The sequence below is a fragment of the Terribacillus sp. FSL K6-0262 genome (assembly GCF_037977385.1).
Taxonomy (GTDB): Bacteria; Bacillota; Bacilli; order Bacillales; family Amphibacillaceae; genus Terribacillus.
Map to the genome: position 1 here is coordinate 891,131 of NZ_CP150277.1, position 17,939 is coordinate 909,069.

The 17,939-nt window shown below is 34.1% G+C and carries 11 protein-coding genes; 5 read left to right on the forward strand and 6 right to left on the reverse strand.

The features are described from left to right. Positions 1-29: 29 nt before the first annotated feature. Positions 30-3,824, reverse strand: coding sequence for a hypothetical protein (locus MHI54_RS04585; protein ID WP_340082409.1), 3,795 nt, complete (start codon positions 3,822-3,824; stop codon positions 30-32). A gap of 911 nt (positions 3,825-4,735) precedes the next feature. Here MHI54_RS04585 and MHI54_RS04590 point away from each other — a divergent pair. From MHI54_RS04590 to MHI54_RS04605, 4 genes are all read left to right on the forward strand, one after another. Next, a complete protein-coding gene (locus MHI54_RS04590) occupies positions 4,736-5,035 on the forward strand; it encodes a hypothetical protein (protein WP_340082411.1) in 300 nt (99 codons plus the stop codon). A 365-nt stretch (positions 5,036-5,400) separates the two neighbouring features. Further along, entirely contained in the window at positions 5,401-6,174 is a 774-nt protein-coding gene (locus MHI54_RS04595) for a hypothetical protein (RefSeq protein ID WP_340082412.1), read from the forward strand. Then, on the forward strand, positions 6,155-6,358 hold the full coding sequence (locus MHI54_RS04600; RefSeq protein ID WP_075979950.1) for a helix-turn-helix domain-containing protein: 204 nt from the start codon (positions 6,155-6,157) through the stop codon (positions 6,356-6,358). The genes MHI54_RS04595 and MHI54_RS04600 overlap by 20 nt, the downstream gene beginning before the upstream one ends. Next, on the forward strand, positions 6,342-6,536 hold the full coding sequence (locus MHI54_RS04605; RefSeq protein ID WP_340082415.1) for a hypothetical protein: 195 nt from the start codon (positions 6,342-6,344) through the stop codon (positions 6,534-6,536). The genes MHI54_RS04600 and MHI54_RS04605 overlap by 17 nt, the downstream gene beginning before the upstream one ends. 31 nt (positions 6,537-6,567) lie before the next feature. Here the strand turns inward: MHI54_RS04605 and istB are convergent, their stop codons facing one another. Then, positions 6,568-7,332, reverse strand: coding sequence for an IS21-like element helper ATPase IstB (gene istB, locus MHI54_RS04610; protein ID WP_025909801.1), 765 nt, complete (start codon positions 7,330-7,332; stop codon positions 6,568-6,570). Positions 7,333-7,540: 208 nt separating this feature from the next. Further along, entirely contained in the window at positions 7,541-8,896 is a 1,356-nt protein-coding gene (gene istA, locus MHI54_RS04615; protein ID WP_340082418.1) for an IS21 family transposase, read from the reverse strand. 137 nt (positions 8,897-9,033) lie between these two features. Between istA and MHI54_RS04620 the strand changes: the two genes are divergently transcribed. Next, positions 9,034-9,582 carry a hypothetical protein gene (locus MHI54_RS04620; RefSeq protein ID WP_340082420.1) on the forward strand — a complete coding sequence of 183 codons (549 nt, stop codon included), beginning with the start codon at positions 9,034-9,036 and terminating at the stop codon, positions 9,580-9,582. 149 nt (positions 9,583-9,731) lie between these two features. Here the strand turns inward: MHI54_RS04620 and brxL are convergent, their stop codons facing one another. The 3 genes from brxL to pglX form a co-directional block, all read right to left on the reverse strand. Next, positions 9,732-11,789 (reverse strand): protease Lon-related BREX system protein BrxL, encoded by a 2,058-nt coding sequence (gene brxL / locus MHI54_RS04625; protein WP_340082422.1) that lies wholly within the window; start codon positions 11,787-11,789, stop codon positions 9,732-9,734. A gap of 18 nt (positions 11,790-11,807) precedes the next feature. Continuing rightward, entirely contained in the window at positions 11,808-14,366 is a 2,559-nt protein-coding gene (pglZ, locus tag MHI54_RS04630) for a BREX-1 system phosphatase PglZ type A (protein WP_340082425.1), read from the reverse strand. A 78-nt stretch (positions 14,367-14,444) separates the two neighbouring features. Further along, positions 14,445-17,936 (reverse strand): BREX-1 system adenine-specific DNA-methyltransferase PglX, encoded by a 3,492-nt coding sequence (gene pglX, locus MHI54_RS04635; RefSeq protein WP_340082426.1) that lies wholly within the window; start codon positions 17,934-17,936, stop codon positions 14,445-14,447. Between the last annotated feature and the right edge of the window lie 3 nt (positions 17,937-17,939).

Sequence of the window (17,939 nt, forward strand, 5' to 3'; positions counted from 1 at the left end):
CTTTAACATTTCATCCCAGATTAACTTGTTTACTCAAAACGTTCATTTCTTTGCCTTTCCATTTTCAATTCATTTTCTCTTTCCAAACGAATAGTTTCTTTAAATTTTTCTTCTTCTTCAGTTGCCCATTCTGCAATTAGCAAATTACTATGGTTTTTTAATGCTGTAATTAAACACAGGCAACTTTGTAACCTATCTGCAAGGGAACCCCACCATGTTCTTGGGTAAAATGATTTTCTAAATATATTTAATATCACCACTGGATCATAATAATTATCCATTATCCACAAAGCTAAAGGGGTCCACTCCAAGATATTGTCCTTCTCAACTTGTTGATAAGGCCTTATAGCAGATGCAATAACAGGATAACGTGTTTTGGGATTGACTTCACACCATTTTTTAATAATTTCCTCATTTATATAGGAAAGAGCTTTCCCTTCTCTAGAAAGTGCTTCGATTAACCAACCATCCACTTTTTGCTCCCTACCTAAAAATTCATTAAGGAATACTTCAGGCTGTGTCTTAGATAAAGAAGACAGAACACTTTGATAATCCGATGGGAAAATTTCAAAGTTTATGTATCCACCTGCAAGCTTTTCACACAATATCTTAGCGCTTTCTTTTCCAGATTCCCCCTTAAAACAAATTTGAACAATTTCTGATAATTCATAATCTAATTGGTCTTTCTTATTATTTTCTCTTGAAAATTGATATTTTAACAATAGGTCTTGGCTGACATATGATATACAATCACTAATTATCGTGTCTTTAGAAATACCATGTATTCTCATATTTAATATCTCAATGGCTACTTCTAGTCCATTTTCTTTTAGTGATATTAACCCTAATAATTCTGCAAGATCTTCATCACTTATAGTTTCATGAACTCTACCGTATGCAATATTTTGATATTGCCATATAGGAGCTTCTCCATACTCAAGTGATTTTCTTAATCTGGTTACACCAAGAGAATTAATTTTTATACTTATTTGTAATAATGGAAATATAGAAGCTAGAATTGGATCCGTTACGGATTGATCCAGTATTTTTTCTGTAAGGGCTAAATCAATTTCCGCTAATCTATTTAAAAAACCACGGAGTACTTGATAGTTACGTTTCGAATCATCTATATAGGATAACTTATCATAAAAATCAATCCATGTTTCCTCATGATTGATAGATCCGTCTGCTATTCCTTGTCCAAGACTAAATAGTCCAGGACCATCATTTCCCAAAATTTCAGGCAATAATTCACTTAAAATTTCTTCTTGGGAACCAACCTCTCTCCCAAGTAATTGAATTTTCTGCTCTACAGTTGTATATCCATCATTATCTATATCACTAACAGCATCAACCAAATCATAAATGCTTCTTCCTGACAATGAATAAAATTTCGCTTGTCCAATTAAAGAGTTCGGCTCCAATTGCAATTTTAAATCATTTAACCTTTCGTATATCTCTGGCTCCATTTCCTTGCCATCAAATCTCATGGTTGTTCTTACGGCTAACCATCCTTCTTTCCAAGATCCTTTTGAAGAAATTATTTCTGAGGCTTTTTCAAGTTCATCATACATTCCTGCATTTACCCAAAGTTCTCTAAACTTTGATGCTATTAATTCTTTTACTTTAAAAGCAAACGGGCTTTCCGATATTGCCACCTTAAGTGAGTAGTCAATAAACAATTTGTACCATGTATGTATTTCGGATTTGTTTTTGGGTCTATACCCAAAATTCCTAGGTCGAGCTCCAAATTCAAAGCTGTATGAGGAGCTAAAATGAGTTGATTTTAGAGCTGCATCTAACAAAGAAATTCCTAAATCCACTTCAGCTTCTATATGTGATTCTACTAATTTCTTAATAATACTTAATCTTTGGTCTGCTGTTGCATGTGTTCCGGAAAGATAAATATAAAAAAGAGATTTTAGTAAATTTCTTATTGAATTTACATTTTCATTTGGTTTCTCTGATAGCGCAAATTTAGAAAGTAAATTCGTTGATCGAATAAATAAATGTTTATCATAGGCTAATGATCTAAGAAGACTTGTATATTCATTATAAAAAACATTATCTCGAGTAAAAAATGTATTAGCTCTACTGGTTTCAAGAACTCTTTCCATAGCAGAAAGTGTTAGTTCAGGAGTTAAGGGAGCAACATTTCTAAACAGTGTTACTCCCAATTCATTAAGATTACTTACATCTCCAAATAGCCCATCTTCCTTCAACCATCTTTTAGAAATTTCTATAGCTTCTTCACTTTCATGTAAATAACTTAATCTTCTTGAAAATGATTTTAAAAGTCTTTCAGACCCACCATTTTCAAATACACTACATATTTTTTCAATCGGTATGTTTTCAAGAGCTCTCCGAGCCAGTTTATTAGCAATTGCATGAGGTAGAACTGCTCGCCACACACTACGCTTTTGAACAAGATCCCGTCGCATTAACTCACTTACATTACGATACATTTCTTGAACATTCATACCAACTAAATCACTTAGCAGTTCTAATTCTTCATTCTCTGAGAGTTGTATATTAAATGAGTAAACCAATGAGCAGGCCTCTGCTGCTCTTAATAGTGACTTACTTGGCTCATTTCGTTGTTGGAATAGTCGAATAAATAAGTCACTATCTTTTAACTGCGATAAATTATCTCCACGTTTTACTGTGTTCCCTAAGGCAATTGCAATTCTAGCATTTCCTCCAGAAAAATTTGCAATACTCCGTGCATCTATTTCTGTTATATGACTAAATCTTTTTAATATGACTTTTTCAATTAATTCGGTTGACGCTGGTTCTAAACGAAAAACTTCGGTCTCTTCTGGTTGGTCATCTTTAACATCATATTCAATAGTTATTAAACTTACTAAGCTATTTGGTTTCGAACATATAAGCCCCAATCGCCTATGCAAATCTGGCGGACAATTATCTACCGCAAGAATAAATCGAGATTTTAGAGCAACTAGTCTCTCAGCAAAATTAATAGGGTCTGGGTTAGGACTGTCACTAATATCTGTATAAATTACTATTGATTTATTTAAAGGGTTCTCCCCTATTCGTTCATCAAATAATGCTTGTAGCAATCTTGTTTTTCCTACTCCTGAAAGACCTACTAAACGAACTGAGGATGCAGATCTCTGAAGAATGCTTCGTATTTCGTTTATTCCATCACATGCTGATAATCCTTCTGAATAGGATTTTGGTTCGCAAAATAAGCGAACATGTTTATCTAACATATACTCCTCTTCAATTCCCAATGGGCAATTTGCCCAATTCTCATATGTTCTCCATCCCTGAATTGGTCTTCCTATTTTTTCTCTTACCCAAAGAACCAAGGCCGGGTGGCTACGAACCCAACCAGCAATCCGTTCTCGATCATAGAAATCTACTTTAATGTCAGTATAATTCGGGTAGTCAGACAATGCATCTAACATTGCTTCCTTTCGATCTCTAAGAGCAGAATCAGCAGTTGAGCCTTGGCTACTAACAATAATATAAGCCCCCTTGGAATCTACTAAATCTTTTATTACCTGTCTAATCTTACCCTTGGGTCGCATTTCATTTATAATTTCCGCTCTTGGCATATCCGGTTTTTTTACTTGAAAGCCTGTTTTAGATCTTGGAATAAAACTATCAGTATGTAGAGGAGATAAAAGGTCAACCCTGACATCAATACCGCCATCTTTTGCGTTTTGATGTCCTCCCCATGTTATACCTGCTGTTGGTAAACCATAAGTACGTAGTTCAGATTCACAGAGAAGACCGATTAGAGCCCTTAAATCGCTATCACTTAATTCGCTTATATCTTTACCATTAATTTCCAGCATATTACCTACAGCCTCCTTCACCTAAATAAAAAGGAAATTCGCCTATAAATATTTTACAATAATAACAAAAAAAACCTATCTTTTTGTTGAAAGAAACGGGGTTGCCTAATTGAGCTAAGTTAATATTAACTAAAATATATCAATTATTAATTTTATCGATTCGTTCTGTATCTACCTTCAAACTATATCTCAACTAACTAGTTTTACAAATTATCTCTTAACTCCATTTAACAACTACACTACTTAAGAGAGAATAAAATTATCTAAGGTTAGCATAAAATGTATTTTCTTAATTTACTGGCGGGGATAGAAATTTTTCTTCTCCTAATTGTTCGATTATGTAGTCCTTTGTTAAATCACCTTTTTAAGTCTAATTATAATAATCTTTCCTTATCAAGCAGGTTATAAGTGGCCTTATCCAGATACATTACATTCTAATTACCCAATCAATTTTAGCTCAAAGATAACTTGTGATTAAAAGGAGAGATCAATTCGATAAAATGAAAACAGACCCCTTTAAAGTAAGGAGTCTGTTTCTATGGTGAAGAGCCACCACACTTCTTGGAAGATAATTATACCATTGTGTATCTTTTATTAAAAGTAAAATTTATACAAATAAAATTATATTTATTACCATAAAATATTTTCGAACATTTTCTCCTTTTAGTGATTTATAAAATTGTAATGTCTTTCATATAAATTGAATAAAAGTACTATTTCATGTATAAATACACAGAGTAAATCCTTTTATAACAGGGTAAATACGTGTGTAAAAGTAATAGAAATTCTTGTTCAATGTAATGTACTACTCTTTTATACTAATTTATATATGACATTATAACACTTACATCATTACAACAATTATTTAATAAGGATTTGAAAATAAGAATAAAACCTTAGGAGGTTAGAACATGAAAAACCAAAAGCAAAAATCTAAAGAATCAGTTCTAAATTTGATTTATAATTTTAAAAACTTACATGATAAAATAAGAGCACCTATTTATAAAAATAGTGCTTCAACTCTATCGGACAAAGATTACCTAACGTGGCACAACCTTATAGTAGAAATTACCAGCCTTAATAGAATAGGTCTCTTCGAAAAATTTGATTTTTTAACAAATAAAATAGATATAAATAATATTATTAAATTAGCTAAAGAATTTGGAGGTACTCGATCATTTCTACTTTTAACACATAAGGGAATAAAATAATGAATAAGTAATTTTAGCGAGCCATTCCTCTACTCAGGAGTGGTTTTTCACTGTTTAGACACTTTACACCTATATAAAATAATCTTAATTATCAAATAAATCATTTTACTAAAGATAATTGGAGGAATTTGAAGGAATAATCCAATCACTTCTAGGTAACAACTCCGTAATTTCTGTTATCGTTTCTATCCTTAATTTAGAGCTCCACAGTTGAATTGTCTACAAAACTTCCTCAAAGATAAAATATAATTACGAACTATAACACCGGTGTACTAAAGTTCATAAAAGATATCTTAAACAAATTAACTTGATAAATAGTGATTAATTTGACGAAAAACCTTAACTTTCAACCGGAGGAAATTCTTATGAGCAAGTATTTTAAAGTAGTTATTAGTAACAAATACGTTGAAATCATAAAGCAAGCAAATTCCCCTATTACTAAAAGAACCTCTTCAGGTGGGCGAAAATCTTACTCAAGTCTAAATAGTGAAAATTATGATGTCAATGTCAAGATCAGCATTACACGAGCTCGTAGAAAAATTCGTAGATTGCTAGAATGTAACTTTACAGATAAATATGCTTTTGTAACACTCACTTTTGCCGCCTCAGAAGCAGTAGATATCACGAACATTAATAGCTGCAACAAAATATTTGCAGACTTTAAAAAACGTTTAGCCTACTATTTAGAGAAGAATCAATTACCAAAGTTCAAATATTTAGGTGTAATTGAATTTCAGGATAAGCTTCGGCAAGGAGCCATTCATTATCATATTGTTTGCAATTTAACAGAGATTCCTAACGAAATATTACAAGGTCTTTGGCAACATGGCTTTTTGCACAAGATAAATATTTCTTCCGGAGCAACTGAAAATGAAAAAATTGCTTTCTATCTAAAAAAAGGGATCACTGACCTAAGGCTTAACGGCCGTAAAAGATACTTTCATTCACATGGTTTAAAACAACCAATTACCTTAGAATTTAATAACCCAGATGAGTTTTATAAATATCTCGATGAGTGTAACTCCACCCTTTTAGAGGGTGGAACCTACCTAACACCTTTTACTGGTGAGACAAAATATGAAAATTACTATGTTGAAAATGTAAAGGAGTTAATGGAATATGTACAAGACTTACGATAATTACCCAGATGTTTTAAATGTTACAGACGTTCAAGAAATACTTGGAATCGGCAGAAAACAGGCTTATGAATTGGTAAATTCAGGGTCTTTCCATGTAACTAAAATTGGAAAGCGCATCAAGATTTCGAAGAAGGTTTTAATTGATTGGATTGAAGGAGGTAAAACTTATGGAAAAGCAAACTAAATTAGTTGAGTGCGGATCTACAGTTTTTATTTATGATTTTAAAAAACGTCCTGACATCAAAAATTTGTATTTTGAAAGGAATAATCCAACTGGGGAACTAACCCAATTAAAAAGGTTAATCCTTACCAATTTCGTTGACGGTAGATATCTTGCTACATTTACTCTTAAAATGCTGTGACCGTCAAGTAGAATGAAACAATTTTTGCTCGTTATTTTGAAACACTTTGTTCCCCAAATATGGTAGAACGATGCTTCATACGATAACTATCTTCATTTAAATGAATGATTTCTACTCGGTGAAGAATCCTATCTAGAATTGCTGTTGTTATAGCTTGATCACCCAATAATTCTCCCCATTCTTTTGGTGCCTTATTAGAGGTCAAGATAATGGAAGACTGATTATACAAGTCATTAATTAAATGAAAGAACATATTAGCTTCTTGTTGATCCATTGCCATAAACATTAAGTCATCTATTATGACTAAATCAGCCTCTCTAATTCTTTTCATTCTTGCTTTTGACTTTCGTGTGATTTCTTCTGTTTTCAGGTTATGAATTAAATCTCCCATTGATGTGAATATCGCTTTATACCCTTGGTTAATAGCCTCTATTCCTAGGCCTACGGCCAGGTGAGTTTTACCTACACCTGGTGGCCCTAATAAAATCAAATTGTACAGCTGTTCTATCCAAGTTAAATCTTTTAATCTATTTAGTTGTTTGTTGCTTAAAGACTTTTGTTCTTTTAAATTAAACTCCTCAAGTGTTTTGCTGAAAGGAAAAGTTGCCCACTTTAATCGGTTGTTTAGTTGCTTTTCTTCTCTTCGAGTTTGCTCATAAGAAGTGACATCTAACAGGAATTGAGTAAATGAAAGGTCTTTTTGCTCAGCTTCTCTGATCAAATGGGGGAGATGCTTGGCAGTTTCAACGAGTCTTAACCCTTTCATTATGTCTTGTAATTGTTGGATTTGGCTCATCGCTATTCAACCTCCATTAAAACCGTGTAAGTATCTACTTTTCTTTTGTATGCTTCTGTTTCTAAAACCCATTCTGATAGCCTGTTCAAAGTCTTAACTTCTTTCTTTTTATCAATAACTGTTTCATGTACCTGGCGCTGACGTTTCACATATGCAATGATATCGCCAAAATCAGTTGCACTGTATAATTTCCTTTTTAAACACTCTGCTAACGCTTTAGTCCGTACTTCGTTATCGATACCTTTTGTTTCGCGCAAGATGATTTGCAACTGGTCTTTATGTAACGAGGATTTTTTTCCCTAACCTTCTCTAAATATTTAAAGGCTAGTTCTTTATCTTCAAATCTCTCAGCCACTGTATTAATGAATGCTCCAACACCTTTTGTACGATCCCTACTATGTTTTTTATCTTTTATTAACATCCCTTTCCCTTCGGGAATTGAATGTTTTGCAATAATTTCGCCAGTATCAGGTATATAAATAACTAATTCTTTAGTCTCCGTTTCCTTGATACATACTTTTTCATATTTGTTATAAGTTCCAAGTGGAAGAGAGTACCGATTAGATTGGTAACGAATAGTATTGTCCTTATGAACACATCTTGCTATACTTATCTCATAGTTATTTTGAATATCTATATTTTGGGAGACTGGTTTTAAGTGTTGCTTTTCCAGGAGGAACACTTCGAATGGTCTCTTTTTTGTTGTATTGTGTATTTTATAGTTACCCGTTCTGTTCAGCCATTCCCATCCTTGCTCATTCCAAGAGTCGATGTTATGAAACACTCTATGTTTGGCATAGTTTTGTTTGATAAATCCAACTACATTTTCTATTCTTCCCTTACTCTCAGGGTCAGCTTTTCTACAAACCCGAAGGTTTATTCCTCTGGATTCTCTATACTGCTGAAATTCTTTAGTTAAAATTAGATCTCCACCATTTTCGCTAACAACAATTAAACTATCTTGGTCATAAACGATCTCATTGGTCATTCCTCCATACCATTTAAACGCGTTCTCATGGGCTTGTATAACATCCCGTGTTGTAAATGGTCTATCCAACCACTCTTTATACTTTTGTCTAGAATGTGATAAGACAAAAGCTATAAAGTTGAGTTTGGCTTCCTTATTATCAACAGTTTTTTGTCTCGTATGACCAAAATCTACTTGCATTTGTTCTCCCATTGGGGGATCAGGAATTGCCTCATACATTCGAGGAGATGTTTCCTTATTTATTTTGTATTCTTCTCTTAATGCTTTTACATATGTTCTTACTGTACTTTCTCCAACAGTTAGATCTTTATATTTCTCTAAAAGCCAATCATAAACTTGTGCTGCTGACATATCCGGATGCATTCTCAACCAAGATAAAATCAGTTCTTTATATGGATCTAATTTTTTCTTTTTATACTGAAGAGAATCAACCCATTCCGCCATCTCCGAAGGAGATCTCTTTAAGTGCCTGTAAACAGTTGTTCGAGAAACCCCTAACTTTTCAGCTATCTTTGTCTGACTAAATCCTTGCTTTAATAATTGCTTTATCTCCATGTACATTTCCCACTTATCCACCTTCGCTAACCTCCACTGCAAGTATGAACTATGATCATTTTACAGTGATAGGTTGATATTTTTTGCTGGTATATTTGGGTAAATAAGCGTTTCATCTTATCAAGCAAAAACTGTACACTTTATTCTAGCAGTCACAAATGCAATTGAGCGACTTTGAAACTGCTGAATTTAAAATACGATCTTTTATTAAAGAGCTAAAAAAATCTAGTAGTCAATCAATTATCAAATACTTAGCAGTAGCAGAACTTCCAGAAGACAAGGAAGACTCGATTGTGAAAATTCACCTCATGACAGATATTCAATTCTCTTCATTAACTTGTACTGTAAATGATTTTGTAGAGAATGAGGAAGAATACTTTAGTAACTTGTGGGGAGCTCCTGTTGAAATTGATATTTTCCCCCAAGAAATATTATTACCTATGGTTGATAACGCCTATCGCCAATCATCCATGAGTACCCATTATACCTTATTTCCAAAGATTGTTTTCAAAAGCCGTTTAAAAAAAGCAAATATTCTTTGGAATGAAGAGGCCGACTCATATATAAAAACGATAAAAATATTTGATTATCCCCACCATAGAGGAGCAGAAATATTTGATAAAGTTGGCGGTTTTGTCAATGTAAATATCTATTCCCTTTATGACACCAGCTTCTTTACAGAAGAAATGAAATTACATGGTTTCTAACTCTTGCAATATTTCCCCAAGTTGAAACAAGGAACTCTGTATTGAGTTCCTTGTCCTTGTTTTAATGTTATTTCTTTTATTTTACATATACCCTATTTACCACAAAATTCGCTGTATCTGAAGAATATCATAGTTTTGTTTCTAAATCTCTAGCTCACACCTAAAGCCTTAAACACCGCATCTATTGGATCAGAATAAAACACAGGCTGCACTTTTACCAATAAATCTGGTGGAACTGTCTGTAAGTCCATAACTGACGCTGCAGGTATTAACACTTTTTTAGCCCCTGCATCTACACATACTTGTAAAGTATTTGCAAATTCCTCCACTTTGGAAATAGTGCCACCGACAGTCATATTGCCTATGACGACCAAACTCTCTTGTGTTGGCTTTCCTAATGCACCAGAGCAAAGGCCAATTAATTCAGCAACGGCCAGTTCATCAGTTAAGCCAATACCTTGTAAATCACTTATGTGCATGAGATAGTCTTTTGTTTTGGTGCTAATGGTATTACTAATGCTTTTGCTATTAGCCGTAAAGAAACGAAAAGCTGTGTCTAGGCTTTCTTTTGCTTCACGGTTAGAACCAACACCTGATTTATCAAATTTACCTGTTCCACTAACAACTTGATTTTCGAGCTTATATATACCAATCATGCCAGAATGACCATGTCCAGCAACATAAACATGCCCCGGCTTACCCATACCTTCTGGTATTAATTTGCCTCCACCTTGCTCTGGAACTGACACATAATGTTCTTCAAGTGTTTCCTTATCAATATAAGAGAACATTACATCGTAGAACTCCATACCGCCAATCTTCTTCAACTGTTCTTTAACCCTACGGCGACCTTCAAGAGCGTATTCCAATACCTCGCTGACTTCTTCCTTTGTAAATTCGCCATGAGGATACAGGAGCTTTAACATACCAGAAACCGTTTTTCGGATTGCATTTGTATCACGTTGGTTTAGATTGTTTCCAAGTTTGAAATAGCGATCAATCGCATCACTGAACGTTCGCTTTCGCATTTCTCGGAAGAACTCAGCAATGTAATCCACTATAAAGCCATATTTTTCGGTAATAAGATCTGGACGCATCTTTGGAATTTCCCAACCAGGCAGATAATAGTGCATCCGATCAAAGAATGCCGAATCATTTGCCATCTCTTCTGGGAATGGTGCAAACAAGTGTGATGTTTTAATTAAGGTATCCACACTTTGATTGATATTGCCGACAAATACCATAGCAGCAGAGGCATTCTTCTCTTCTTTTCCTCTAGCAAAAGAACCTGATGCCATGTAGTCCTTCATAATTTGAATGCCGTCTTTATCTTTAAAGCGAATTCCCGCCACTTCATCAAAGGTAACACAGTCCCACATCCCGACAAGACCTACTTTTCTCGTAGACATATTATAAAATAGATTTGCTACGGTTGTTTGTCCACCCGAAACGAGAATAGAATTCGGTGATAGTTCCTTATAGACATGCGATTTCCCGGTACCACGTGGCCCGAGTTCACACATATTGTAATTGTTTTCTACAAGGGGAACCAAACGTAGCAATAAATGCCACTTCACCCGCTCTTCTAATTGTGTAGGTTCCATTCCTATAGAGCGTATTAATACATCAATCCATTCGTCTTTTGTAAAGCTCTTTCTCCCTTCAAATACCTCATCTATATCCATATTTGGCATTTGAATCGGCTGTAAGCTACTAACATTAAAGGGATTAGAATTCCGTACCTCTTCGTCATAAAAATAATCAATTTTGACCATGCACCATATGCCGCCGACAAGGAGCTTATCAAATTCCTTCACATACATGGATGAAATAGGGACACCTTTTAATCCTAGGTTGGAGAACTCGGCTTCGTAAGTATCAATCTTCGGATTTAACGCCACTGTTACCTTATCTATAACAGAGTATTGACCATATTCTCGTATACGTGATTTAATCTTCTCTGCCTCATCAGGACGAACGAAATTTTCGGAAAGAATCTTCTTCACTCGCCCTAGCCCTTCACGAATACTGTCCTCATCATCAGTTGCAGCATACATTCCGAGTAAATATTCGAGTACGTAAATAGGGACGTTTGCTCCCTCTTTAATAAGATTGGTTAAATCTTTACGTACAACTCTTCCGGCAAAAACGTCATTCAGTTTTTTATCTAAATCAACAGTTAATCCTTCATTTTTATTTTCTTCCACTCACGGTCCTCCTCCCTCTTAAAAGTCGAAATCACTGATAATCCCCAAGTTGATGTTAAACGGTATTTTCTCCACTACAACACTTGTCTCTGTATCCCTAATAGTCAGGTAATACGTTTTATTTCTATCATAAGGAACGTTCTTCAATACAAACCTTATTTTGAAAGTACGATCAGCAGGATTATCAAACGGGCGATCTCCTATTATCGTTTCCTCATTAGATATTACGTTTCCTTCCTCATCAGTCATATAGATGACAACAGTTCGAGGAGTTGTCTTGTCTTCCACCTTTTCGGTTTGGAAAAACTCAAGATTAAAAATGCTATTGGTTATCTTACGAGTAGTATTCGTAAGTTTAATATCTACTTTTTTAATAGCCTTAGCACCTTTTTGCCCAGTACGTTTGTTTTTAAACGTTAATAGTGGGACAACAATCTCATGCAGACTTGCACCACCATGAACAAAATTAATACCTGATCCTTGCATTTTGTATCTGAGCGTTGCCTTTGGCAAATACGCTGTTAATTGCTGTTCATTTTTTATAACAGTTGACAGATTAACAGCCAATTGTCCTGGCACTTCACGCTGCTCTTGTGAAAGTATATAGCGACGTTTAACTTCAATACTACTACCTGCATCTTGTCCAATCTTATCACTTTCTTCTAATTCATCCCTTTGGTATAAGAAACCGTGATCAGCCGTAATATACACATTCGTTCCGCTTAAATCATCCCGAATTATTTTAACTAAGTCATACAATTGATTTAATGAAGTTTCTACTGCATTAAATGTATAGACTTCTGTTGATGCCTTATCTCCCATTGCATCAATCGTATCGTGATAGATATATATGAGCTTTTTACCCTTAAAGGTTTCTCTTCGCCCTGCTTTATTCATTGCTAGTACATCTTGAAAATGAACAGCAATGCTTTCATCCACTTTAGATTCAATAATCTTTTTCCGATTTTCCAAACCAGAGGAATCTTTTCCATCAACAAATACCCTTGCATTTGAATCTATGTCTATTTCTTTGTGTGGTAGGAGTGAAGGCATCCCAAGTTTTGTAATAGAAGGCACTACTCCAAGTAATGTTTCCACATCACAAACACCCATTGTCTCGGTATTAAGGCGGTCGGCCAACTCAACACCTATTTCATAACGCATCGCATCTGAAACAATAACAAAAACTCGTTCCCCATTTCTAACTTTAGAATCAATGAATGAAGAATAAAAGTCTTGTTGATTTTTGATACCGGGTAATGACCAGTCCTGCGTCATTTCGGACTCAACCGCTTGGGACCAATGGGAACTTAACTCACCCATATACCAGTTTGTATATAGATTTTCTACCAGCATTTTTAACTTTTTCAATAGATCATGATTACTTTCTTCATCATAAGCCACATAAAACTTACGGTAATATGTATCCATTGAATGATATTCATTTACATATGCTTGATACAAATCAATAGCCCGGCCTTGTGGGATACCTTGACGATGTTCTTTATAAAACTCATGAATTTTAACAGTATAGTAAAGTGCCTCATATATTGAAGCAAATTTATCATAGTAATGCTTAGCTCTTCTCAATTTAATAAGTTTCGTGTATTCTTCATAATCCTCAAGCTGTGTAACCAACCCATTAGCTATGTAAATGATGATTGCTCGATCGAGATATGGGAAAGTATCCGCCTGTTTGAATGCTTCAATAGGCAAATTATTCACTAAGTTCGAAAGGTGGATTTCCTGCTCAGCCATTTCAGCATATTCATCGAATACCATATAGTCAGTCTTATGGTGCATCCAATGGTCAATAAACACAACAGCATTTGTTTTATTTCGATTGGATATAAAATCACCAAGCTCATTTAGATTTTCTTCTCCAACCGATTGACTGAATGCCGTTACTACAAGATGGATGAATAATGTTTTTAGACTCTTCTTCTCCCGTTCATAACCATAGTGATTAGAAACATAATTCCAGAACACTTCAATATCAAAAAACTTCTCCAAAAGGGAAAGGTATTTATTCTCATTGTCATCCAGAGTATCTATTAGCACAGCCTTTAATACCTCTTCAAAATCGGGTGTTCTAACGTTACATAAAACACTCATAATAGAAAGTTCAATGATTCCCTCTGAATAGGTTTCTATATTTAATGCTGAAAACTTTCTAAAACGCTCCTTATTATTAAAGAAACGTTCATACTTTTTGATTACCGCTCGAAGTGATGGGTCTATATTCAATTCACTTAATATAAGTGATATTCGATCTGCATAGAATGTTTTTGAATAAAAAACTGTATCTGCTAACCAGTTGTCTTCCACACCCAATTCCATATTTGTATAAATCAAGTAAGAAGACGCAGGATCTTCTTCTTCTAGCAAATACTTAGTCTGAAACTGGTTACGGTCCGTAAGCGTATGAACCTTTACTTTATTAACGGTAAGCTGTTCAATGTCCTCAGTAAACTCATTATCTTTATCCACCCAGAACACAATCTTCCGTTGTTCCCCATCTTTTAATGGCTCATTGAATATATCAGATAATGCAGCTTCGATTTGATTTATGTTCATTCCCTTCACCTACTTTCTATTTACATTATAGTGCAAAGATACACCAGCAAAACACTGATGTATCTCCGTTAGAGTTAATTAAATTTTTGCTACAAGTCCCTTAAATTTTTCATAATTCACTTTAACACCATCATCTAAATCAATTTCAATTTGCATGTCTGCCATATGATGTAACAACTCATCATATGCTTTTAATTCATCAATTTTCTTTTCAAGAGATTTCAGTTCTTTATTAGCATTACTAATTTCCTTTTGTGTTGAATCCCCTTCAATGATATTAAGTAAATCATTCTTTTCTGCATCTAGGCGAATCTGATAGTCATGTAAATAATCTGTTCGGATACGAGACAAAGTCGTTTTGTCATAACGGTGCATATATATTAGACAATTAAACGCCTTCTCTTTGCCTGAGGTAAACAACCAATAAATTGGTTGCTTATTGTAGCTTTTTACATGTTCTTGATAGAAGTCTTCCAAAAAGTAACGTCGTAACGTTTCTTTAGCCGTTTCGCCCTTCTTTCTGCCAAGTGCATTCGCTACAAAATCCAAATTCTCATTAAGAGTTTTCTCACCAAAAGAAATACGAACAAATTCTACAAATCTAGTTACAATATCGTCATCAAAATATGCTCCTGAAAGTATCGGAAGTATATTGTCCTTGTCAGCAGAAAATGTCTTGTATTGTGAAGTGTCAAATTCACCACCAGCATAAATAAGACCTTCTTTGTCTAACGAATAACGACCAAATGTGCATCCAATTACATACGAGATGAAACTCTTTATATCACGTTCCAAATCTGCTTTTTGTACGCTAATATCCTTTTCCTCAACTTCAGGAGTAACTTCATCATTTAATCCATATACATTAATAAAAATTCTATTTATTTCTTCCTCGTTATATTTTAATTTTGTAAATATCTCATCGGTTAGGTAATTCCATTGTTTGAAAGACTCCTCTATACTCCCAGTTTCTTTGTAAGTAATTAGAGGGTGTTGTTTAAATCCCCATGAACTCTCATAAGAATTCCAATCTCTTTCCGCAATTTTAATATTTTCTGCTACTAACTTTTCTACTTGTTGTTTATGAGACGGGTCAACTTTATATGGAATTAGACCAATTACGCCACAACTATAGTTAATAGTAGGATTGATAACATTTAAAATTTCTTGAACCACTTTTGTATTTAACAGTCCTAATACATATAATCCTGATTCATCATCTTCTTTAAAGTACAAGCAATTAGAAGCAGTATCTAATATGAATCCCTTCTCAAAATATCTTGCAGAGAATTTATATGAAGTAACTAATGTCCATGAGATATGAGGTTGAAAGAAATACTGGGGGCTCCTTACAGCCGACTTCGGATTCTCCTTTATTTCCTTTCCATCATCTTCCCACAAAACAATTTGGTTTTTATTTCCATACCACCTTCTAAAAGTTCCACCCTTATCAAGAACTCCCCATTTTTTATTGCTTTCTATGAAGTCTTGAGAACTCGAAGCGTCGAATTTGATTTTATTAATATTTACCTCATACCAATCTCTAATATACCTCTTCCCATCTCCTGAGGACATTCCGAATTTTGGAATAAACTCTTCAGATATACCATCGTTCTCAAGAAATATATCAGTAAATTTATTAGTTACCCAATATGCAATAGGGTTCCCAGGAATTTTACAGAAATCTTTTTGCTTAGCAGTATGATGTCCAAGATTTTCAAAAAACCATTTTTCTTTTTGTTCAATACTATCTACCGCACCTTGTTTTATAAATAGTCTTCTATAAACACCTTGGTAATTATCAATATGGGCCTTTGAGATAACAAAAGTGGTTGTTCCAAAATCAGACCCAAATACGCCTCTTCCCAGATGTATCATATTTATAAAAGTATTATTACTTATTAAATTTTCCCGTAACTTTTCATAACTTTGAATGAACATCCAAACCGGAATGTTAATCATAGATATATAACCTGTATTTTTACATAATGAAAGTGATTTTTCCATCAATACCGTACTCAAATCAGACTTTGTATTTGGATAGTTACTTTTTAGATACTTTGTAAGTTTTGTGTTCATTCCTTTACTTCCCATATACGGGGGATTTGTACAAACAACGTCAAATTTATGACTTAAAATTAATGATTGCTTTAGTAATGAAGGCAAATTCATCTCAACTTTTTGTTTATCAATCATTTCAACTAGGTCTACCTGTTCATTAACATACTCATTAAATCGGTGTTCAAGTAAATCATATTCAAAGAGATCTATTTCCAATATCGAACCATATTCTTTAGCATCTATGAAGGCATCACGAATGGAAAAAAGGTTATCTCTAATTTGATAATTATCTCTAGCAACATTTAAAATCATTTCGTCTGTTAACCAATTACTTTCTTGAATTGCATAAACATTTGGTTGAATTGACTTTCTAAATATCCTTCTTGATTTTCCCCTAGCTTTCATCATTACTGCAAAAGAAGCCAATTGTGCTGCTCGATTGTCCACGTCCAACCCAAATAAATTTTTTTCTATAATTAATTGTGGAATTTCACTTTCCACATATCCTTTTTCAAGGTACATATCATAAAAAACATCGAAAGCATATACAAGTATGTGTCCACTACCGCAGCATGGATCAAGAAAGGTTATTTCTTCAGGATTAACATTCTTATAACGGATTTCTTCTAGTTGTTTAATTACATTATCTTCTTGTTCTGCATCATCCAAATAATGCCTCCATTCTGTTCTTAGATGACTACCAGGATAACTCTCTATCCAAATACGTCCCAGAGAGTTCTCGACCATGTATCGGACAATCCAATTAGGAGTAAACAACTGAGTTGCAGCAGGAAGTGTGTCCTTTGTTATTTTGATATTTTTTTTAAGATTAGCAAAAACTTGGTCCTTCTCCTCCGCAATATAATACTGATAAAGCCATCCAATCACTTCAATTTCCTTCCAGTTATCTTCAGGTATAACTTCAGTATTTGTCATATGTCGAACAAATGAATCCGTAGCAAGAAGACCTTCTGGAAACAGGATTTCTGTATAATCATCAATTGTTTCAAACATAAATGGCATATAACGATTTAGGTCATTACAATGTTTTATTATAAGATATTTAAACAATTCCTCTGAACTGTTATTCATTTTTAAATCATATATATATTCCTTGTCCAAATCTAAATCTAATGACAGTGCTTCTTTCAGCATATCTGGCTCTATACTGTCTGCATTAGTAGATGAAAGCACCCTTACTTTCGTTGGTAAATAATCATTTACCTCCATATAGCGTAAGGCAGTGAAACGGTTAAACCAAGTATAGGCAACCTCCTCCATAACTCGCTTGAATCCAATTTGACCAATGCGATCAATCAACCTATCTCTTTGAATCTTTTCTTCCTTTGAAAGCTGTCTGCCATCTATAAAGATGGCATCTGAGCTTTCAATGTCTGCTTTTTTTATGTTATCTTCTGTAATTCCTATCTTCATTGCTCTTGCTTCGACCTTTTTCAATAGCTCTCTTCGTGCATTCGTAGCAAAAGTCTTGAGTGCAGTTTTATTCATCCA